At 62.1% G+C, this 19,392-nt stretch carries 21 protein-coding genes, 4 tRNA genes and 1 pseudogene; 14 read left to right on the top strand and 12 right to left on the bottom strand.

All coding sequences use genetic code 11. The annotated features are described in order from the left end of the window. Window positions 1–44: 44 nt before the first annotated feature. The 3 genes from CSZ94_RS15380 (at window position 45) to CSZ94_RS15370 (ending at window position 2,678) form a co-directional block, all read left to right on the top strand. Complete coding sequence (locus CSZ94_RS15380; RefSeq protein ID WP_258001002.1) at window positions 45–779, top strand: transporter; 735 nt, start codon at window positions 45–47, stop codon at window positions 777–779. A gap of 93 nt (window positions 780–872) precedes the next feature. Then, window positions 873–1,364, top strand: a complete 492-nt coding sequence (locus tag CSZ94_RS15375; protein ID WP_102122302.1) for a hypothetical protein — start codon at window positions 873–875, stop codon at window positions 1,362–1,364. A gap of 15 nt (window positions 1,365–1,379) precedes the next feature. Next, window positions 1,380–2,678 carry an NAD(P)/FAD-dependent oxidoreductase gene (locus CSZ94_RS15370; RefSeq protein ID WP_102122301.1) on the top strand — a complete coding sequence of 433 codons (1,299 nt, stop codon included), beginning with the start codon at window positions 1,380–1,382 and terminating at the stop codon, window positions 2,676–2,678. 57 nt (window positions 2,679–2,735) lie between these two features. Here CSZ94_RS15370 and CSZ94_RS29290 read toward each other — a convergent pair whose 3' ends face one another. From CSZ94_RS29290 to CSZ94_RS15355, 3 genes are all read right to left on the bottom strand, one after another. Next, window positions 2,736–3,014: a DUF6265 family protein gene (locus CSZ94_RS29290; protein WP_102122300.1), complete on the bottom strand. Its 279-nt coding sequence runs from the start codon at window positions 3,012–3,014 to the stop codon at window positions 2,736–2,738. A gap of 4 nt (window positions 3,015–3,018) precedes the next feature. Further along, the gene (locus CSZ94_RS29285) at window positions 3,019–3,252 is read right to left on the bottom strand and encodes a DUF6265 family protein (RefSeq protein WP_102122299.1); all 234 of its coding nucleotides are present in this window, start codon (window positions 3,250–3,252) and stop codon (window positions 3,019–3,021) included. Between the two features lie 77 nt (window positions 3,253–3,329). Continuing rightward, the gene (locus tag CSZ94_RS15355; RefSeq protein ID WP_102122298.1) at window positions 3,330–4,043 is read right to left on the bottom strand and encodes a sensor histidine kinase; all 714 of its coding nucleotides are present in this window, start codon (window positions 4,041–4,043) and stop codon (window positions 3,330–3,332) included. 309 nt (window positions 4,044–4,352) lie between these two features. Here CSZ94_RS15355 and CSZ94_RS15350 point away from each other — a divergent pair, with 309 nt between their 5' ends. Beyond that, window positions 4,353–4,748 carry a hypothetical protein gene (locus CSZ94_RS15350; protein ID WP_102122297.1) on the top strand — a complete coding sequence of 132 codons (396 nt, stop codon included), beginning with the start codon at window positions 4,353–4,355 and terminating at the stop codon, window positions 4,746–4,748. Between the two features lie 76 nt (window positions 4,749–4,824). Here CSZ94_RS15350 and CSZ94_RS15345 read toward each other — a convergent pair whose 3' ends face one another. Together CSZ94_RS15345 and CSZ94_RS15340 are read right to left on the bottom strand one after the other, a co-directional pair. Continuing rightward, window positions 4,825–5,808 carry a GGDEF domain-containing response regulator gene (locus CSZ94_RS15345; protein ID WP_102122296.1) on the bottom strand — a complete coding sequence of 328 codons (984 nt, stop codon included), beginning with the start codon at window positions 5,806–5,808 and terminating at the stop codon, window positions 4,825–4,827. A 432-nt stretch (window positions 5,809–6,240) separates the two neighbouring features. Beyond that, window positions 6,241–8,313, bottom strand: coding sequence for a PAS domain-containing sensor histidine kinase (locus CSZ94_RS15340; protein WP_258001001.1), 2,073 nt, complete (start codon window positions 8,311–8,313; stop codon window positions 6,241–6,243). Window positions 8,314–8,738: 425 nt separating this feature from the next. On the opposite strand from CSZ94_RS15340, the gene CSZ94_RS15335 reads away from it, so the two are divergent. From CSZ94_RS15335 to CSZ94_RS15320, 4 genes are all read left to right on the top strand, one after another. Then, a tRNA-Arg gene (locus CSZ94_RS15335) sits at window positions 8,739–8,815 on the top strand. Between the two features lie 82 nt (window positions 8,816–8,897). Next, a tRNA-Arg gene (locus tag CSZ94_RS15330) sits at window positions 8,898–8,974 on the top strand. A gap of 78 nt (window positions 8,975–9,052) precedes the next feature. Continuing rightward, window positions 9,053–9,129 (top strand) — tRNA-Arg (locus tag CSZ94_RS15325). 159 nt (window positions 9,130–9,288) lie between these two features. Further along, window positions 9,289–9,365 (top strand) — tRNA-Arg (locus CSZ94_RS15320). A 56-nt stretch (window positions 9,366–9,421) separates the two neighbouring features. On the opposite strand, the gene CSZ94_RS15315 is transcribed toward CSZ94_RS15320, so the two are convergent. Next, window positions 9,422–10,294, bottom strand: a complete 873-nt coding sequence (locus CSZ94_RS15315) for a helix-turn-helix domain-containing protein (RefSeq protein WP_102122295.1) — start codon at window positions 10,292–10,294, stop codon at window positions 9,422–9,424. Between the two features lie 115 nt (window positions 10,295–10,409). Between CSZ94_RS15315 and CSZ94_RS15310 the strand changes: the two genes are divergently transcribed. After that, the gene (locus CSZ94_RS15310; protein WP_102122294.1) at window positions 10,410–11,366 is read left to right on the top strand and encodes a phytanoyl-CoA dioxygenase family protein; all 957 of its coding nucleotides are present in this window, start codon (window positions 10,410–10,412) and stop codon (window positions 11,364–11,366) included. A gap of 92 nt (window positions 11,367–11,458) precedes the next feature. Next, the gene (locus tag CSZ94_RS15305; RefSeq protein WP_102122293.1) at window positions 11,459–12,604 is read left to right on the top strand and encodes an alpha-hydroxy acid oxidase; all 1,146 of its coding nucleotides are present in this window, start codon (window positions 11,459–11,461) and stop codon (window positions 12,602–12,604) included. On the opposite strand, the gene CSZ94_RS15300 is transcribed toward CSZ94_RS15305, so the two are convergent. The 4 genes from CSZ94_RS15300 to CSZ94_RS15285 all read right to left on the bottom strand — a co-directional run bounded on the left by CSZ94_RS15300 (window position 12,601) and on the right by CSZ94_RS15285 (window position 15,545). Continuing rightward, a complete protein-coding gene (locus CSZ94_RS15300) occupies window positions 12,601–13,113 on the bottom strand; it encodes an AAA family ATPase (protein WP_102122292.1) in 513 nt (170 codons plus the stop codon). The two genes, CSZ94_RS15305 and CSZ94_RS15300, sit on opposite strands and share 4 nt — an antisense overlap. A gap of 185 nt (window positions 13,114–13,298) precedes the next feature. After that, complete coding sequence (locus tag CSZ94_RS15295; protein ID WP_102122291.1) at window positions 13,299–14,105, bottom strand: DUF6624 domain-containing protein; 807 nt, start codon at window positions 14,103–14,105, stop codon at window positions 13,299–13,301. Between the two features lie 10 nt (window positions 14,106–14,115). Further along, entirely contained in the window at window positions 14,116–14,772 is a 657-nt protein-coding gene (locus CSZ94_RS15290) for a hypothetical protein (protein ID WP_102122290.1), read from the bottom strand. 8 nt (window positions 14,773–14,780) lie between these two features. Further along, on the bottom strand, window positions 14,781–15,545 hold the full coding sequence (locus CSZ94_RS15285; protein ID WP_180977494.1) for a CPBP family intramembrane glutamic endopeptidase: 765 nt from the start codon (window positions 15,543–15,545) through the stop codon (window positions 14,781–14,783). 173 nt (window positions 15,546–15,718) lie between these two features. On the opposite strand from CSZ94_RS15285, the gene CSZ94_RS15280 reads away from it, so the two are divergent. The 4 genes from CSZ94_RS15280 to CSZ94_RS15265 all read left to right on the top strand — a co-directional run bounded on the left by CSZ94_RS15280 (window position 15,719) and on the right by CSZ94_RS15265 (window position 18,279). Beyond that, complete coding sequence (locus CSZ94_RS15280; RefSeq protein ID WP_102122288.1) at window positions 15,719–16,282, top strand: GNAT family N-acetyltransferase; 564 nt, start codon at window positions 15,719–15,721, stop codon at window positions 16,280–16,282. Window positions 16,283–16,302: 20 nt separating this feature from the next. Next, on the top strand, window positions 16,303–16,839 hold the full coding sequence (locus CSZ94_RS15275; RefSeq protein WP_102122287.1) for a GNAT family N-acetyltransferase: 537 nt from the start codon (window positions 16,303–16,305) through the stop codon (window positions 16,837–16,839). A gap of 100 nt (window positions 16,840–16,939) precedes the next feature. Continuing rightward, window positions 16,940–17,767 (top strand): hypothetical protein, encoded by an 828-nt coding sequence (locus tag CSZ94_RS15270; protein WP_102122286.1) that lies wholly within the window; start codon window positions 16,940–16,942, stop codon window positions 17,765–17,767. Next, window positions 17,764–18,279 (top strand): DUF1993 domain-containing protein, encoded by a 516-nt coding sequence (locus CSZ94_RS15265; RefSeq protein WP_258000999.1) that lies wholly within the window; start codon window positions 17,764–17,766, stop codon window positions 18,277–18,279. Before CSZ94_RS15270 ends, CSZ94_RS15265 begins: the two co-directional genes overlap by 4 nt. 25 nt (window positions 18,280–18,304) lie before the next feature. Here CSZ94_RS15265 and CSZ94_RS15260 read toward each other — a convergent pair whose 3' ends face one another. Next, window positions 18,305–19,144 carry a hypothetical protein gene (locus tag CSZ94_RS15260; protein WP_102122285.1) on the bottom strand — a complete coding sequence of 280 codons (840 nt, stop codon included), beginning with the start codon at window positions 19,142–19,144 and terminating at the stop codon, window positions 18,305–18,307. Between the two features lies 1 nt (window position 19,145). Next, window positions 19,146–19,392, bottom strand: a pseudogene (locus tag CSZ94_RS15255) (IS630 family transposase); the annotation flags it as partial.

Below are 19,392 nucleotides of genomic sequence, written 5' to 3'. Positions count from 1 at the left end.
CTTTCATGCCGTCTCCTTTCGTGTCGCCCATATGTTTCTCCTTATTGCTACTGTCCCTGGTACCATTGGCGCAGGCGCAGGAGGGCGATCCCGTCCTGCCTTACCGGCCTTCCGTGGCCAGTCCCGCCCAGCTGCCCGTGCCGGGCCAGCTGGAATTCGAGGTGGGCGGCCTGCTGTCGAAAACGGACGATACGCGCCGCGCCAGCCTGCCAACCACGTTTAAACTGGCGTTCACGCCCGAATGGGGCGTGCTGCTCGAAGGCGAGGGTGTTGTGCGCGCGCGCGATGAAACGGGCCGGCGCGAGACGGGCGTGGGCGACACGACTGTCGTGCTCAAGCGTGCTTTCTTGCTCGACAGCGCCACGGCGCTGGGCCTGGAACTGGGTTGGAAGTTGCCGACGGCCAAGGACAGCATCGGCAGCGGCAAGAGCGACGTGTCGCTGAACGGTATTTTCAGCCGCGACCTGGGCGCCGTGCACCTGGACGCCAACCTGAACGCCGCGCGCCTGGGGGCATCGGACCCTGGCACGGGCCGGGTACAAACGGGCTGGGCGGCCTCCTTTTCCACGCCCGTCAGCACCCGTTGGGGCGCCACGGCGGAAGTGTCCGGCACGCGTTTGCGCGGTGCCGCAGCCACGGCGCAGTTGCTGCTGGCAGCCACCTACAGTCCCACGCCACGGCTGGCCATCGATATCGGCATGGCGCGCGGCTTGACTGCAGCGCCGCCGGACTGGTCGCTGTTTAGCGGCCTGGTAGTGCCTTTGGGCAAGCTGTGGTGAGTTTGCCACGGCTTTCCTTATGTATCCTTGCGAACAAACTAGCTGACGCACAAGGACTACAATCGAGACATCACTGATAAAAGGAGTGTCCCCATGAAACCCCTGATTCTTGCCGCCGTCTTGCTGTCTGGCGCCACCGCCGCTGTTGCCCAGGTGGGCGTCTCCGTCAGCATCGGCCAGCCAGGCTTTTACGGACGCATCGACGTGGGCGACTATCCCGCGCCGCAATTGATCTACGCCCAGCCCGTCATCGTGCAGCGTCCGCAATACTATTCATCCCGTCCCATCTATTTGCGCGTGCCGCCCGGCCATGCGAAAAACTGGTCCAAGCACTGCCGCAAGTATAATGCCTGTAACCAAGAGGTCTATTTCGTCCAAGATAGTTGGTATAACAATCAATACGTGCCCCGTTATCGCCAGCAGCATGGCGACCATGGCCGTCCCGGTTACGGTGATCGCGGCCGTCATGACAACAAGCATGACAAGCACTTTGACAAGCATAATGACAAGCGCGACAGGCATGACAACAAGCCGGACAAGGGCCATGGCAATGGTCACGGCAATGGCAACGGGCACAGGGATTAACAAGCAGGAGGATCTTTGCATAGTAAAATCGTTATTGTAGGTGGCGGAGCAGGCGGCCTGGAGCTGGCCTGCAAACTCAGCCGCAAGCGCGGCCCCGGCCAGGTGACCCTGGTCGACAGCCGCTTGTACCATATCTGGAAACCGTCGCTGCATGAGGTGGCGGCCGGCACCCTGGACATTCACCAGGAGGGCCTGTCGTACCAAATGCTGGCGCATGACAATGGTTTTACCTATGTCTACGGGCCCTTGATCGCGCTCGACGCGGCGTCGAGCAGCCTCACCGTGGGCGCCATCGCTACCGACAAGGACGAGCAGCTCTTGCCGCAACGGCAGATCCACTACGACCAGCTGGTGCTGGCAGTGGGCAGCACCTCGAATTACTTCGGCGTACCCGGCGCCAAGGAAAACACGATTTCCCTTAATGCCACGGAAGACGCCGAACGCTTCCGCCTGACGCTGTTGAAACTGCTGGCCATGGCCGAGCAGCGCCAGGGCGATGCGGGCCATCCCGGCGTCGATATCGTCATCATCGGCGGCGGCGCCACGGGCGTGGAGCTGGCGGCCGAATTGCGCGAAGCGAGTGGCGTGTATGCCGCGTATGGTTTCCAGAATCTCAACGCCATCAAGGACGTGCGCATTACCCTGCTCGAAGGGGCGCCGCGCATCCTAGCGCCGCTGCCCGAGCGCGTCTCCATCGCCGCCTCGAAACTGCTGCACCAGCATGGCATCTCCGTGGTGACCGATACGCGCGTCACCAGCATCGCAGCGGACAAGGTGACGGTGGCCAGCGGCACCAGCTATGCGGCCGACATCTGCGTGTGGGCCGCCGGCATCCGCGCGCCGGAATTCCTGTCGACGCTGGGCTTGCCGACCAATCGCGCCGGCCAGCTGGAAGTGACGGGCATGCTCAATGTGCAGGGCCATGCGAATATTTTCGCGCTGGGCGATTGCGCTGCCTGCACGGGGCCGGACGGCAAGCTGGTGCCGCCGCGCGCCCAGGCAGCCCACCAGCAAGCCGATTACCTGCTGAAAACCTTTTTGCTGCAAGCCAAGGGCAAGCCGCCGCAAACCAAGCCGTATGAATACCTGGACTACGGTTCGCTGGTGTCGTTCGGCCGCACCACCTCGGTGGGCACCCTGATGGGCTCCCTGAAGGGTCTGAGCTGGTTCGTGGAAGGCTTTGTCGCGCGCATGATGTATGTTAGCCTGCACCTGATGCACCACAACGCCGTGCTGGGCAGCGTGCGCACGGCCGTCATGGCCATGGGCCGCTTCCTGATCAAGCGCAGCACGCCGCAGGTCAAGCTGCATTAAGCAATGCTGCACCAGGCGCTTTGCGCCGGATCAAACAAGGGGCTGTGCGGCCCCTTTTTATTGTGCGCGCGCGAGGGGAGACGCCTCGCAGCGGCTCCGCGTCATGGGGAAGGCGATGGTGGTGAGTTTGCCTTTCAAGCTGCCGCTGATGCTGGCGTGCAAGATGCGCTCGCTGTCGTGGCGGTAGATGATGCGGCTGGGAAAGTCATTGTCCAGGTTGGCGAAGATGAATTCATTCGGCTTGTCCTGGCGCAGCAGATTGAAGACCACGGGCGGCTGGCCCGATGGCTGCACGATGTAGGCCAGCTGGCCCGGCTCGGTGAGGCGGATCTGCACGAATTCAAAGGCCGTCGTCTTGCCGCCCTTGACGGGTGCGGCTGGCGCCGAGGAGGGTGCCGCCGGCAGCCGTGCTCCATTGCTCTCCGGAACCGGGTTCGGCGCCATCGACGTTCCAGCAGCCGGCCAGCCAGGCCAGCTTGTCCACCGTTTCCGGCGGCGGCGCGGCCTTTTCGGCGGCCTGGGTGGCGCCGACGGCCAGTAGCGCTGCCAGCAGGGTGCTTGCGTATCGTTGCATACGATCTCCTGTCGTTGACTCGTCCAGCGGGGCAGGGCGGCCCGGCGGCGTTATGGCCCGGTCCCGCCGCGCGATGACTATTCTTTCGGGCTAATGCGCGGCAAGACGACGCTCAGGACCGTGCCGTCTGAGGGCTTGGCCGCCAGGCTCAGGCTGCCGCCCAGGTACTGCACGCGCTCGCGCACGGAGCGCAGGCCATGCTTGTGCATTTCGACGGGCCCGCTGGCCGGCAAGCCGCTGCCGTTATCCTTGACGGTCATCATCAGCGCCTCGTCGTTGTCGTCGATGATGATGTCCACTTCTGTGGCGTTGGCATGCGTGGCGATGTTGCTGAGCGCTTCTTCCAGGGTGCGCAGCAGGGCCACGCCCACGTTGCGCGGGCAAAGCAGTTCATCGTCGGGCAGGCTGCAGCGCACGATAATTTTGTGCTGTTCGGCAAATTGCGCGGCCAGCTCGCCCAGCGCCACATTCACGCCGAGAAACTCCAGCTTGTCATTCCACAGCTTCATCTGCATTTGCCGGTTGGTTTCAATCACATTCAGCAGCAATTGCTTCATGGTCGCCGCGCGGTCGAGCAAGGCCGCTTCCTGTGGCATTTTTTGCGTCAGCAGCGACAGGTGCATGGTCAGCGCCGTCAGCGATGAGCCCAGGCTGTCGTGCAGCTGGCGCGACAGGGCGCGCCGTTCATTGTCCCAGCTGGTGTTGACATGACCCAGCAACTCGCTGAGATCGGCGGCGCGTTCCGCATCGGCCTGGGCCGCTTCCTTGTTCGGATCTGTTTGTGCGGACATAGCGCCCCGTGAATGGTGAATGGTGGACCAAATTCAAGTGGTGGATCATACATGAGGATTTCATCGCGGGGCGCATGGATGGAAAATTTCTGTCTTTTCAGCAATTTTGATCTCCTTCCATCATTTTTATATGATAGGCAAGATTATTGTTTTCACCAGTTGGTAAAGTTCCCGTCGTTACGTACGGCTGCGCACATACCGGGGCGCTGCGCGCTGCCATAGTGGGTCATGCATTCTCCCCATGCAGCATAGCCGCCATGCGGCGCAGGGCGCGATACAGGCCCGCTTACCGAAACGAAAGGACATGCCATGAATATCGATACCATCGTCGACAAGGAATACCTCGACAAAAGCTTCCGCGACATCGTCAATGCCCCCATCAGCGCCCTGCGCGGCGTCAGCGCCAAGGATGCCAAGGCCTTGCAGCAGGCGTTTGGCGTGAACACTGTGCGCGAACTGTCCAACCTCAATTTCGTCAAATGGGCCAGTGCGCTGGCCATCCTGGCCGATGAAGAGGGCATGAGCGGCGAAGAGCGGGCCAAGGAAGAGTTGCTCGACGACGCCGTGGAAATGACCTTCCCCGCCAGCGACCCGATTTCCGTCGATGCCGGCATTACGCGCATCGAAGTGCCGCCGGAGACCGTGAATGCACAAACGGACCACCAGCATGCGGGCCAGCACGAAGTGACGGCTGACAAGAAATAAGGTGTCTCTGCATAAAAAACCGGCTGGCCGTGATGATGGCCAGCCGGTTTTTTTTACGCGCCGCGCGGAATTAAGTTCATGCGATCGAGGGGATGCTGTTTTTCTGCATGTTCACCTGCGACACGATCACGTCGTGGGGCGAGCAGCAAAAGCGGTTCTTGCCGGAGCGCTTGGCTTCATACAGGGCCGTGTCGGCCGCGCCCAGCAGGGACTCGACGGTATTGGCGTCGTCCGGATAGATGGCGATGCCGATGCTGGTCGACAGGCGCAAGGTCAGGTCGTTGATGAAATACGGTTCGGAAATGACTTCGATCAGCTTGGCGGCCGGTTCGCGCGCGTCGCCCTTGCCGGCCAGGTTGCCCAGCACGATGACGAATTCGTCGCCGCCGATGCGCGCCACCGTGTCTTCCTTGCGCGACGCGCCCACCAGGCGGGCCGCCACCATTTTCAGGATGTCATCGCCATAGCCGTGGCCGTAACTGTCGTTGATGGCCTTGAAGCCGTCCAGGTCCAGGTACAAAATGGCCGACTTGCCGCGGCTGCGGGCCGATTGCTGCAGGGTGTGTTCGATGCGGTCTTCCAGCAGGCGTCGGTTCGGCAAGCCCGTCAGGGGGTCGTGCAGCGCCAGTTCCTGCTGTTGCTTGCTGTATTGCGCCAGTTCCTTGTACAGCAGGCGCACTTCCAGCATGTTGTGGATGCGCTTGTGCACTTCCATCAGGTCGAACGGTTTGCTGATGAAGTCGCGCGCACCCGCTTCCAGGGCTGCGATCTTGAAACTCGGCTGTGCTGTCAGGGCCAGCACGGGCAGGTAGCCGCCATGCTCGATTTCCTTCAAGCCTTTCATGACCTGGAAGCCATTCAGTTCCGGCATTTGCAGATCCAGCAAGATCAGGTCGTAGCAATGCTCCCGGTGCAGGGGGCAGACCTGGGCCGGGCGCATGGTGGCCGTGACATTGGTATAGCCGGCATCGCGCAGGATTTCCAGCATCAGGTCGACATTGTCGGGCGAATCGTCGACGACCAAAATTTTGGCTTTCAAAATTTCATCTTGGCTGGGCATGTAGGGTCTCGGTTAATACGGTCTATGTAACGCTGGCTTCTACCGCTGATGATCTGCTGACGGCGGTGGGAAAGATAGTAGCGCCTTGCAACAAGATAGGGCGCACAACAGCGCTTGAACTCGCTTCTGCCACTGATGGCAGCCAAGGGTGCCTGTTTCCTGCCTGCCGTGCAGGTGTGCTTCTGTATTTCAGTGTAGCAAACTTCAGCTTAGTTGCTTGTAGGACAGTGCCGCGTCTGAAAGTAGGAAGGCCAACCCACAAAAATAGTCATTTTATTCTGTACTATGTATTTCTTTACATCATCTTTTTAAGGTCGGGGCCGTGATGCGCGTCGCGGCCAGTTGCGCCACGGCTGCCACGCTGCCGGCGTTGTGTACTTCGGCGTGGTTGTCGCGCAGGATGCGTTCCGTCGTTCGCGCGCATCGGCCTCGTCATCGACCGGCAGCACCCTGGCGCACGGCAGCGGCCGGCGTGTCCAGGGGCAGGCGCACGGTGAAACTGGCGCCCTGCATGTCACCGGCGCTGCAGACCGTGACCGTGCCGCCATGCTGCTCCACCAGGTGCTTGACGATGGCCAGCCCCAGTCCCAGGCCGCCATGCCGGCGCGTGGTGGAGGCGTCGGCCTGACGGAAGCGGTCGAATACGTGGGGCAGGAAGTCTTTCTTGATGCCCACGCCGTTGTCGCTCACCGTGATGGCCAGGCGCGACGCCTCGCGGCGCACGCCGATATCGACCCGCCCCCCTTGCGGCGTGAACTTCAGGGCATTCGACAGCAGGTTCCAGATCACTTGCTGGATACGGGCGGGATCGGCCATGATGCTGCCCGCATCGCTGGCGATGTGGCTGTGGATGGCGATGTGCTTGGCGTCGGCTGCCGGGCGCAGGGTTTCGATGGCCGAGGCAATGACGCTGGCGGGCGCGAGGGTTTGCAGGTCGAGCAGCACTTTGTTGGAGGTGATGCGGCTCATATCGAGCAAGTCTTCGATCAGTTGCGCCTGCGCGCGCGCATTGCGTTCGATGCTTTGCAGGCCACGGTGCAGGTCGGCCTGGTCCCGCGTGCCGCGCCGCAGCACCTGGGCCCAGCCCAGGATGGCCGACAGCGGCGTGCGCAGTTCATGCGACAGGGTGGCGAGAAAATCATCTTTCAGCTGATTCGTGCGCTCGGCCTCGGCGCGCGCCTCGCGTTCGCTGTCGAGCAGCACCTTGCGCTCGTCGGCGGCGCGCGTGGCGGCTGCGTACAGGCGTGTATTGTCGAGTGCGACGGCGGCCTGTGCCGCGATGGCCGAGACGATGCGTTCGCTACGCGCGCTGAACATGCCCGTCTGCTGATGGCCCAGCAGCAAGCGCCCCAGCAGCAGGCCCGAGCGCGAGCTGACGGGCAGGCTCAGGCAGCTGCGCAGCGGCGGCGCGCCGTCGGCGCTGGCGTCGGGTGCGGTCTGCAAGTCGTTCTGGCGCATGGCCGGTCCCTGGCGCAGTTCCACCGCAACGGCATCGGCCTGGTGCAGGCTGATGCCGTTGACGGCGCACGCTGCGGGCACGGTGCCCGGGCTGTCGAGGATATCACCCGCATCGTCATAGTAAAAAGCGCCAAAGTGCGCGCCGCTGATGCGCGTGGCCGCATCGACGGTTGCCTGCAGCAGGGCAGGCAAGTCGAGCGTGCTGGCCAGGGCCGCACCCGTGTTATTGAGCAACTCGAGTACGCGCGTCTCGTCGCGCAAGGCTTCCTGCGCGCGCTTGACCTGGTCGACGTCGGTGCTCGTGCCAAACCAGCGCAGCAGCTGGCCGCCCCGGTCGCGCACGGGGTTGGCGCGCGTCAGGAACCAGCGGTACTGGCCGTCGGCGCCGCAGATGGGAAATTCCATTTCGAAGGGCGTGCCATCGCGCAAGGCAGCCTTCCAGCCTTCCAGTATGGGGGGCAGGTACCGCGCGTCATAGGCGATGCTCCACCCCTCGCCCACCATCTGTTCCGCGCTGGTGCCCGTGTAGCCGTGCCAGCGCTGGTTGTACCAGACAATGGTGCCGTCGAAGCTGGCGATCCAGGCCAGTTGCGGGATGGAATTGGCCAGCGCGCGCAATTCTTCCTCGCTGTGGCGCAAGCTTTCCTCGGCCGCCTTGCGCTGGGTGATGTCCTGGATATACGTGGTCAAGCCTTCGCTGGACGGGAAGATGCGCACTTCCAGCCAGCGCCCCAGTGGCAGATACAGCAGCTCGAAACTGCAGCTGTGCTGCTGCGCCATGGCGCGCCGATACTGTACCTCCAGTTCCGTGCCCTGCAATTCGGGGCAGGCGTGCCACAGGCTGTTGCCTGCCAGCTGGCTGTCGGGCGGACGCTGCGGCGCGAGCATGTCGGCGCCGCGCGTATTGATGTAGCGGATGGTCCAGTCGTGGTCGAGCAGGCAGAAGCCGTCGGTAATGCTCTCCAGCAAGTTGGCCAGGCGCTCGTCTGACAGGCTCAGCGGCGCTGATGGGGGTAGCAAATCTTGTTTGCGGTCATGCTTAGCCATCGGAAATCCTGCAACGGTGAGTTTGCCGCACAGGCGGTTGCCCCGCCGGGCCGCCATCGCCAAGCTCAGTGAATGGGGCATGATGGAACTGCCTGCTGTCATGCATGAAAGGAGGCACAAGCACTCCTGTCTGACCGGTATTGTAGCCCCAAGCGGCGCGCCGCCACCGCACGCTTGCGTGCCGCCTGCAGATAGCACTGGACAGGCGGGAAGGCAGTCCCTATAATCCCGCTTCTTTCGAGACAGCAACTTCTCGATGCGCTGGAGGCGACTGTGAAAGCAGCCGTGTCCATCGATGAAAGGCGTCGGCTTTTCGGCAGTGAAAAGAGGCTTGGTAGTGTGGGGCGGTATTCTGCAAAATCAGCTAAGCGATTGAAAAATCGAACTTTTCAAAGCGAAATGAATACGCTATAATGTTTGCCTGCGCGGCTGTAGCTCAGCTGGATAGAGTACTTGGCTACGAACCAAGGGGTCGTGGGTTCAATTCCTGCCAGCCGCACCAGAATACTGAAAATCAGACTTTGTCTGGTTTTGTTGTGAAAAATTTCACCTCCATGTTGTTGATGGAATGTTGTAGAAGTTTTGCGGCTGTAGCTCAGCTGGATAGAGTACTTGGCTACGAACCAAGGGGTCGTGGGTTCAATTCCTGCCAGCCGCACCAGTATTGCCAACATCAGGTTTGCCTGGTTTTGATGAAAGTTTCAAGCTTCGCGCCGTCCGGTGAAGTGTGTCAGTGTTTGCGGCTGTAGCTCAGCTGGATAGAGTACTTGGCTACGAACCAAGGGGTCGTGGGTTCAATTCCTGCCAGCCGCACCAGTATTAGCAGTAAAGAAAAAACCCGGAAAGCTCGCTTTCCGGGTTTTTTTCGTCATGACATCGGGCAGGCAGGGGTCATGCTGGCGGCCTGGGCAATTGTGAAATATCCACACGGCGCCCTTTGCCATTCTGCAAAGCCCTGCTATAATCTTGTCTTAGGCGGCTGTAGCTCAGTTGGATAGAGTACTTGGCTACGAACCAAGGGGTCGTGGGTTCAATTCCTGCCAGCCGCACCAGAATATTGGGGGTCAGATTGTTAAATCTGATCCCCTTTTTTCGTTTCTGCATGGATTTACGCTGCGCCTGTGGCGCCGCGCCGGTACTGCAGGCGAAACGCGCGCGGCGTGACTTGCTTGGCGGCGCGGAACTGGCGGTTGAAATGCGCCAGGTTGCGGTAACCGGCCTCTTGCGCGATGACGGCGATGGCAAGGTTGCTCTCGATCAGTTGTTGACAGGCGCGGCCGATGCGCAGCCGCGCCAGGTAGGCGCCTGGCGTGCAATGCGCGTGGCGCTTGAAACAGCGGTGAAAGGCGCCCAGCGACAGGGCCGCCCGCTGCGCCAGAGTCTGCAGGGCGATTTCTTCCCGGAAATGCGTGTGCATGCAATCAAACACGCTGGCCAGGCGCTTTTGCTGCCCATCGGGCATCGGTGCCTGCGCTGTTGAGGCCAGCGGCTGCGCGCCCCCATCACCGGCCAGTTCCAGCAGCACGTCGAGCAGCAGCGGCAGGCGCTGTGGCACGGGCAGGGCATGCAGTTGCAGCAGTTTGGCCGCGCTGCGCGCGCTCGTTGCCGGCGAAAAGTGCAGGGCGGGCCCGGCGCGGGCCGCCAGTTGCCGCAAGCTGTGCAATTCGGGGAAACACGCCGCCAGCTGTTCCAGCCACTCCAGCGAAAACCACACGACGACGGCCAGCATGGGCTGCGCGCTGTCGATGCGCTCGCTGGCCGACCACGTGTGTGGCAAATTCGGTCCCAGCAGCACCAGGTCGCCCGGTTCGAAATCGCCCAGGTGGTCGCCGATGTAGCGTTGTCCCCGGGCATTCACCGTCAGGGTCAGCTCGAACTGCGGGTGGTAGTGCCAGAGGAAGGGAATGGTGTCGAGTTCGCGCCACAGCAAACCCCAGGAGTGGCCTGTCGGGATTGTGACTTGTTCAAATAAAGGCGTCATGATGACGTTTTGATGCTATCGATAGTCAGGATAGTATCAGTATTGGCCGCTCGGCGCGCATTTCAGCTGGCCGTGCCATCGCACAATCTGTCTCACACCAACACGGGAGACAGCGATGCAGAACCCATACCAATACGGCCAAGACCGTCCAGGCAATCCGTCCGTGGCCTATACGGCACAGACCCAGTTGCGCGACATACAAAAACAGCTGCCCCTGCGCGTGCTGTCCGACAGCGATTTTTTGCATTGGCAAACCTATGGTTATGTCATCGTCAAGGATGCGGTGTCGCCAGAGCAAGTAAAGCGCACGACGGATTTTCTGTGGCAATTCCAGGGACTCGACCAGAACGACGCCGCCACCTGGAACCGGGACCAGTTGCGCGACCACGCGATGAAAGAGCTCAACGGTTCCGGCATGGTCGAGGCCTATCACAACCAGACCCTGTGGGATAACCGCCAGACCCCGCGCGTAGTTGACGCCTTTGTCGACATATGGGACCGCGAAGACCTGTGGGTGACCATCGACCGCGCCAACCTGAACACGCCGAACAAGGGCAAGCGCAAGTTTGGCGGCTTCATCCACTGGGATGCCGACACCACGCTCGACCCGCTGCCCGTCAACGTGCAAGGCGTGCTGGCCCTGTCCGATACCTCGCCCGAGAGCGGCGGTTTTCAGTGCTATCCAGAACTGTTTAACAACTTGCTGGCATGGCGCAAGACCGTGCCTCTTGATCGCAACCCGTGGCAGCCGGACCTGGCGACCGTGCCGTACCCGATGCAATTCATCGCCATGAAGAAAGGCGAGTTGTTGATCTTTAACAGTCTGCTGGCGCACGGCATCCGTCCGAACACCTCCACGGATCAGGTGCGCCTGGCGCAATACATTTCCTTTACGCCCGCCCAGGAAGACAAGCCAGCCTTGCGCGACTGGCGCGTGCAAAGCTGGCGCGAGCGCAGCGCGCCGCAGGGCTATGCCTTTCCCGGCGACCCCGAGGAAAAGGAAAAGCTGCGCTATCCGCAAGCGCAGCTGAGCGAACTGGGCGAGAAGATCCTCGGCGCGCGCGACTGGTAAGCCACGTTCCCTCCAACAGTCTTGCCTGCCGGATAGACAATTGCGGGTAAATGCACGATCATGATCCGACTTGCCATCGACCGAGGAAACGCATGAGTATCATCACCTGCATCGAAGACTTGCGCGTGCTGGCCCAGAAACGGGTGCCGCGCATGTTTTACGACTACGCCGATTCCGGTTCCTGGACGGAATCGACCTACCGCGCCAACAACAGCGATTTCACCAACATCAAATTCCGCCAGCGCGTCGCCGTCAACCTGGAAAACCGCAGCCTGGCCTCGACCATGGTGGGCCAGCACGTGTCGATGCCGGTGGCACTGGCGCCCACGGGCTTGACGGGCATGCAGCATGCGGATGGCGAAATCCTCGCGGCCCAGGCGGCCGAGCGCTTTGGCGTGCCGTTCACCCTGTCGACCATGAGCATCTGCTCGATCGAAGATGTGGCGGCGAACACGAGCAAACCATTCTGGTTCCAGCTGTACGTGATGAAAGACCGCGAATTCATCAACCGCCTGATTGATCGCGCTAAGGCGGCCAACTGTGGCGCGCTGGTATTGACGCTCGACTTGCAGGTGCTGGGCCAGCGCCACAAGGACTTGCGCAACGGCCTGTCGGCGCCACCGAAACTGACGATTCCGAATATGCTCAACATGGCCACCAAGCCGCGCTGGGTGGCGGGCATGCTGGGCACGAAACGCCGGGGCTTCGGCAATATTGTCGGTCATGCCACGTCCGTGTCCGACATGTCGTCCCTGTCGGCCTGGACGCAGCAGCAGTTCGACCTGAGCCTGTCGTGGGCAGACGTGGAATGGATCAAGCAGCGCTGGGGCGGCAAGCTCATCATCAAGGGCATCATGGACCCCGAAGACGCGCGCCTGGCCGTGGAAAGCGGCGCCGACGCGCTGATCGTCTCGAACCACGGCGGGCGCCAGCTCGACGGCGCGCAATCGTCGATCGCAGCCTTGCCCGCCATCGTCGACGCGGTCGGCAGCCAGATCGAAGTGCATATGGATGGCGGCATCCGCTCGGGCCAGGACGTGCTCAAGGCCGTGGCCCTGGGCGCGAAAGGCGTGTACATCGGCCGCCCGTTTTTATACGGCCTGGGCGCCCTGGGCGGCCCGGGCGTGACGCGCTGCCTGGACATCATCCGCAACGAACTCGACTTGACGATGGCCTTTTGCGGCTTGCGCGACTTGCAGCATGTGGACAAGAAAATCCTGCTGCCGGGAACGTTTTAAGCGGCAATCCGCACGATGTGAAAGCCTTCCGATGCGTCGGGCGGCACGAAGTGGCGCGTGATTGCATCAAATTGCGCCTCGCTGGTGGCGAACGGGTGCAATCCGCCGGCATTGCGCTGGCGCAAGCGCGCCTTGCATTCGTCGTCCGGCACGTCGAGGTAATGCAGCACGTGCGGCGTGCCTGCCTGCTGGAATAACGCGCGCATCCAGGCGCGGCTGGCCGGCGTATTCGCGGGGAAATCGAGCACGACGGAGACGCCTGCCTGCAGCATCTGCAGGGCCAAAGGGGCGATGGCCGCGCGCAGCCGCGCTGCGCAAGCCACGTAGTCGGCCAGGCTGGCGATCTGGCCCGGATACAGCTGCGCCAGCAGACTGTCCTCGCTGATGTGTACGGTCTGCGGCGCAATGGCCAGCCGGGCCGTCAGGGTGGATTTTCCGGAAGCAATCTTGCCGCACACCAGGTGCAGGGTGGCGGTGGGGGCGGCGGTGGTACTGGAAGTGGCTTGCATGGTCGCGCTTTCAGGTGAGGGAAACACAGCCTGCGAGACGACAGATGAAGCCTAGCCGCCTTGCAGGCGGCTTGGTCAATGTCATTCCTGCCCAGCCACCATGGTTCGAATGGCGGCAATAATCGATGGCAGGGGCGGGAATGGCGATGGCATGGGGTAAGCATGCAATGCAATCGATGGCGTTGTCAATTGTCCTGTTCGAATTGCTGCCGGTATTGCGTATAGGGTTCGAGTCCCATGCTGGCGCGGCGCTGATCCAGCCGCTGCGGATCATCGATGGGGAAGGGGACCGTCTTGCCGGTGCTATCCGTGTGGAACTGGCTGCCGTACAGCTGCGGCTGATTGTCGTTACACAGGTCGCGGTCGATCGCCAGTGCCAGCTTCGATGGCGTGATCTCCCCCCGTGCCGCTGCTGCGCGCATCAGCGGCAGGCTGCGTTTCAGAAAATGTTTCGAGCCGTGCTGGACAATCAGCCAGGCGCTGCCCGCTGCCTTGTAGCCCACCATCGTTTGCGTGGGCCAGCCCTTGCTGGCGATGATTTGCCGCAAGCGTTGCTCGCGTGCGCCATCCGTGGCCAGCATGCGCTGGCGTGTGGCCAGGTCCGGCCCCGTTGGCGGGAATCCCGCGCGCAAGGCCTGGTCTTCCTGCTCCATGGTACGCAATTCGGCTGCCAGCGTCGCTTCGGGCACTGCCGCCGGATACAGCAGGAAGTCCGATGCGTCCGCCGTGGCCGCGCTGAAGATGAGCTTGGGTTCCGCTTCCCAGTCGGGCGATTGCAGGAACAGTGCCAGTGTGGCGCCTTCCGGTACGTCAATGCGGTAGCGGCCATTCTCGACCGTGCCATGTATTTGCGGCTCGCCGTGCATGCGCTCGGCAACGATGCTGATGGCTGGCGGCAGCGGTGGGCCGTTGCTGCGGATGGTGCCGCTCAGTTCGAAGGCGCCCGCATGGACGCTCCAGCACAGCAGGATGGCGAAGGTCAGGCGTTGCATGGGAGTCCGTTCAGGATTGGGGGATGTCGAGCAAGGTCCAGTTTTCGCGGAACGTGGCCGCATCGAGCGGTCGCGCATGCGGGTCGTCTGGCTGGAACAGGCCGCCGATCAGCATATCCTGGATGGCGCCCGTGAAACCGCCATACGCGGCGCGACCCCACTGGCGCCGCGTGTGGGCGAAGATGACGGCGTCTTGCTGCGTGGCCAGTTGCGCCAGGGATTGCCGCAAGGTAGCGGCCGCATCAAGACCCATGTCGGTGGCGATGGCGCATACCAGGCGCTGGCCGAACTGCAGGGGTTTGTTTGCCAGTCCCAGCAGCGATTCATTGGCCAGGGCGAGGAACACATCGGGCGCCAGATTGTCTTTTTCGCAGAGGGTCCAGGTGGGCGCCCACGCTTCCTGGCTCATGAAGCGCGCTTCGCGTGTTTCCGGCGTGTGCGTCCACTTGGCGTGCGATTTCTCATCCCAGCCCAGGCGACCAAAGGCAATCGGCTTGCCCTTGGGATTGTATTGATGGCTGCGCACGCCGGCCTTGCCCCGCGCTTGCGCCACGAGGCCATCGAGGCTGGCGGCAAACGGCATCCATTGCGCCGCATTCCACAGCGGCGGCGCATCGGGCGCTGCCAGTAGCAGGAATACCTCGTAATCACGTGAAAAAAACGCCATGCACATTCCTATAGTGGCAGTTGAGACAGGACCGCCCGCTGGCTGGAGCGCAGCAGGTAGACGCCGTACAGGCACAAGGGCAGCACGGCCAGCAGGGCGATAGTCGGCAGGATAGACGCACCGTCTTCGGCCGGATGCGGCAAGGTGGCCGTCACGAGTGCGTAGTCCCACAGTCCATGCACGAGGACCATGGGCCATACCGAGCGGGTGCGCAGGCGGATGGCGGCATAGCCGACGCCTTGCAGCGTGGCGGCGATGGCTTGCCACATCGCGCCACTGACGTCGCCGGTGGTTAAGCCATTGGCCGTATGGGCCAGGCCGAACAGTGCCGAGGACAGCAAGACGGCGGGCCAGACGGCGTAGCGGTCCAGCATGCCTTGGAGCAAGATGGCGCGGAACATCAGCTCTTCCGAGATGGCTACCAGCGCCGCATTGCAAGCGACGATCAGCAGTACGCGCGGCTGCGGCCAGCCGCCGGCCCATGCCAGCAACAGCATCAGCAGCGCATACAGCAGGGGCGGCCAGACCAGCCACAGCGTTTTCAGCGGCGGCGCGCACAGGCCGGCTGCGCGTCGCCGGCTGGAGGCCAGCAGCAGCGCCAGTGCGAACAGGGCGGCCAGCGCCCACGACAGACCGATACGGCCGGTGACGGCTGCGCCCGGCAAGGCGTAGCCGGCGAATTCCAGCCAGCGGCCGCCCATGCTCAAGCCCAGCCAGACGGCCAAGGCGATGATGGCGAGCGGCAAGGTGAGGTGGATTCTAGCGATGGACATGGTTGGCGTTGGCTGCATATGTTGCTGCGTGCATCCGTGGATGCTGGAGTTGTATCAATGATATGGAAATACATTGCCATACTACATTAAAAAGCCGTGCCACAAAGTTGCCACATCGTTATAGTTGCATGGAATAATAAGCATCACCCGTATACACCTTCGATTGGAGTCGCATGGCTTACACGAAAATCCTCAATACCGAACGCCTGATCCTGCGCAAGCCGCAGCCATCCGATGAAGCGGCGCAATTCGCCATGCATGCCGATCCCGAGTTGATGCGCTATTTCAGTGAGCCGCCGTGGACCGATGTCGGCCGCGCCGCGCGCCAGATCGCCGAAGACAGCGCCGCCTTCGAGAAAGAGGAATTCTTTCGTTTCGCCGTCGAACTGAAGGCGACGGGCGAATACCTGGGCAGTTGCAGCCTGTTTTCCGAGCACCGCCAGAACCGCCGCGCCGAAATCGGCTACGCGCTGGGCCGTCCGTACTGGGGCAAGGGCTATATGCACGAAGCCTTGTCGGCACTGCTGGAATTCGCCTTCATCGAGCGCGACCTGAACCGCCTGGAAGCCGATATCGATCCGCACAACGCCGCTTCGGCCAGCGCCCTGGAACGCCAGGGTTTCAACAAGGAAGGCTTCCTGCCCGAACGCTGGATCGTGGGCGGGCAGGTCAGCGATTCGGCCCTGTACGGCTTGCTGCGGCGGACGTGGGAAGCACGGCGCAAGGGCGCCGCGTGAGCCACTGCGGGAAGCCGCGATTGCCGCTCACCGATCATCCGCTGGTGACCTTGCGCCACCTGGAGCGTAGCGACGCGCCCGCCTGGTATGCCTACCTGGCCGACCCTGTTGTCGTCGAACACACGAGCTGGGACTTGCGCAGCATCGACGACTTGCAGTCCCATTTCGATGACTATGCATCGACCCAGCCGTCCTCGCCCATCCGCTTGGCCGTCGTGCTGCGCGACGGTGGCCGCCTCGTGGGTACCATCGGATTGAATGCCATTTCCCCGCAACACCGCACGGCGGAAATCGCCTACGACCTGGCGCCTGCCGTCTGGGGGCAGGGCGTGGCCACGGCCATCGTGAACGCCGTCGTGGACTGGGGCCTCCAGGGTCTGGGCTTGCTGCGCATCCAGGCGACCGTGCTGGAGAGCAATGCACGTTCGATCCGTGTGCTCGAACGCTGCGCTTTCGAGCGGGAAGGTTATTTGCGCTGCTACCGGCAAATTCGTGGAAGATCCGGTAACTTCTGGCTGTATGCGCGCATTGCCGACGTTCCACCAGTGGCAGGCTGAGCATCCCGCTGACAACGCAGCGCAGCTATGACGTGGTACGGCACCCTGGATGGCGTACTGACTGGCGCAGGAAGCCAGGCAATTTGAGCCTGGCAGCACGTTGGGCTGCAGCGAACGCGAGCGTCCCGACGAGATCGGTTTCCTGGCGCGCGGCCTGGAAACAACCTGTGCCGAACTGCAGGCGGTGTTGCGGCGCGAACAGGCCTTCGCGCGCGACGTCAGCCACGAACTGCGCACGCCGCTGCCCCTGATGCACAACACCCTGGCGCTGGCCCATGCGCAGCTGATGATGTTGCTCATCAATAATTGCCAGGCGAATGCGCTGTTCCATGTCGGCCCCGCCATCGCCGTTGACGCCATGCTAGCATGGCGGCCATCGCTGCAGTGCCATGCGGCAAATCAGGGAAGGGGGAGCACGGTGGCAATGTCAGAAGCAGGTATCGCGGCCATGGCCGAGGCGATCTTCGCCAAGCCCGGCGCGGCCGTGGCAGAAGTGTATTCGGAGCCGGAACAGGAAACGCTGCACTTTCACTCGCCTGCCGAGCTGTGCGCGTATGCGGCCAGGCTGGAAGCCGAAGGGGCCAGCGAGGTACTCCTGGCCGTGCATTACCCGGACATGGGCGGGCACTTTGCGCCGACCCGTATCGCGCTCGACCCGGCCAAGTGCGATGGCCTCACTTACCGCTACGTGTGCGAAGGCTGGGGCGTCATCCGCGTGTACCTGCGCTTGTCCAGCGGCCAGGGCCTGAACTCGAACGTGAGCGTCAATTCGCAGCAGCGCGCGGAAAAATGGCAGCGCCATTACCCGGCATTCGGCCCGACCGACGCCCGGCACTGGGATGCCGTGGGCCGCCATGAACGCCGGCTGATCCGCGTGTTGAAGAAGGTTGCGCTCCAGGATGCTACTGCACAGGAGGGCCAGTCATGACGGAGCTGATGCGTATCAACCCCGCCGCCATCTTTTGCCGCTCCCTGGCGCAGTTGTCCGCCATGCTCGACAAGACGGGCACGGCGCCGCAACTGCTGGCGGCGCGTTTGCATCCGGACATGCTGCCTTTCGCCCAGCAGGTGCGCGCGGCCGTGAGCTTTTCCTTGCGCGGTTGCTGCCCGCTGGCGGGCCTGGAAGTGGCCGATTTCAGCGCCGCCGCCAGCCTGCAGGAACAGATCGCGCAGACCATACGCTACCTCAAGGCCATCCCCGCGGAGCGCTTTGACGGGCCGCTTGAGCGCCTCTGCCGCGACCGCGCCGGCTTTGCCGACATCGCCTTGCTGGCAGGCGAGTATTTGAATCTGTACATCCTGCCGAATTTCTACTTTCACTTCGGCATGGCGTATGCGATCGCGCGCAGCGCCGGCGCGGCCATCGGCAAGGGCGATTTCGACGGCTATCACGCATATGCGCCGGGGTTTTCATTCGAGCGGCAGAAGACGGCGGGATAAGGTTGCGCCGGTACACACTGCAGGCCTAGCGATATTTTTCGGTAAATTCACGCGCTTCCTGCATCAATTTGTCCATTTCTGCCGTGGCCCAGCCGGGGTGGGCGCGTTTGGTGGTTTCGTACCATGTGCTCATTTCCGCCAAATCTTTCCTTGATGCCCAGTGCTGCCAGACGGGCAGTTGCATGGTCGTGCGGCAGACATGCCTGGGGACGTTGCCGCCAGCGTGCGGCAGGCCCAAGGCCTCGATGTCGTCGATCTCCTTGATGTATTCCGCAGCCATGGCGGCGTATGGGCTGCTGAATTGATGGCCCTTTGGTTTGAGTATCCGATAGCTTGCGATGCGGCCTCGGGCCTTATCGAGTTTTCCTTCGAGAATCATCAGTTTGCTATCGTATTCTTCCATTTCCTTGGAACGGTACTTGTTCTTCGTTCTATGCCAGGCAAAGTAGGCATCGGCTTCGTTTGATCGGAGATACATTCCCACATACACATGCCCTTTGCGCACGGCAATGAATTCGATAGAGGCTGAGCTGGGGAAGGCCCGTACTTCCTTGAAAAAACTGCGTCCCCCATTGGTCGAGAAAATGAGTCGTTCAGCGTATCCAATATTGCCCAGGATAACGTCGGGGTCATCGCTGTCGAACGTGGCCAGCGGCGGAGAGTCTATGCCCACAAAGCTGCTGATGTTGCGCTGTTTGTCGACAAAGTAGATGGGGCCCCGGCAGCTACTATTGAATTCTGCCTCGAAGGTACGTCCTTCGTCCCATGGCCATGCCAGCTGGCGCGGGGCGTGGGGGCCAGAGTTGGGATCGATCGGACCTGGTGCTTTAGCTATTTGCAATGTCGGTGCGGGAATGGCGGGCAAGCTAGTGTAGTGCTTCGTTATTCTTTGAACTAAGCCTCCGATTGGCACGGATCACTTTTTGCAGGATGTCGTTAGCCTTGGCGGTCCATACAAACGGCTTCGGATTCTGATTATGGGCCATAATATATTCATGGATTGCGACGGTCAGTTCATGGACGCTACGAAAGACTCCGCGCTGGAGTCGATCCGTTGTCAAACTGCGGAAGAAGCGCTCGACCATGTTGAGCCAGGAGGCGGACGTCGGCGTG

The sequence above is a fragment of the Janthinobacterium sp. ROICE36 genome (assembly GCF_002869965.1).
Classification (GTDB): domain Bacteria; phylum Pseudomonadota; class Gammaproteobacteria; order Burkholderiales; family Burkholderiaceae_D; genus Janthinobacterium.
This window is presented reverse-complemented; position numbering and strand designations above follow the sequence as displayed.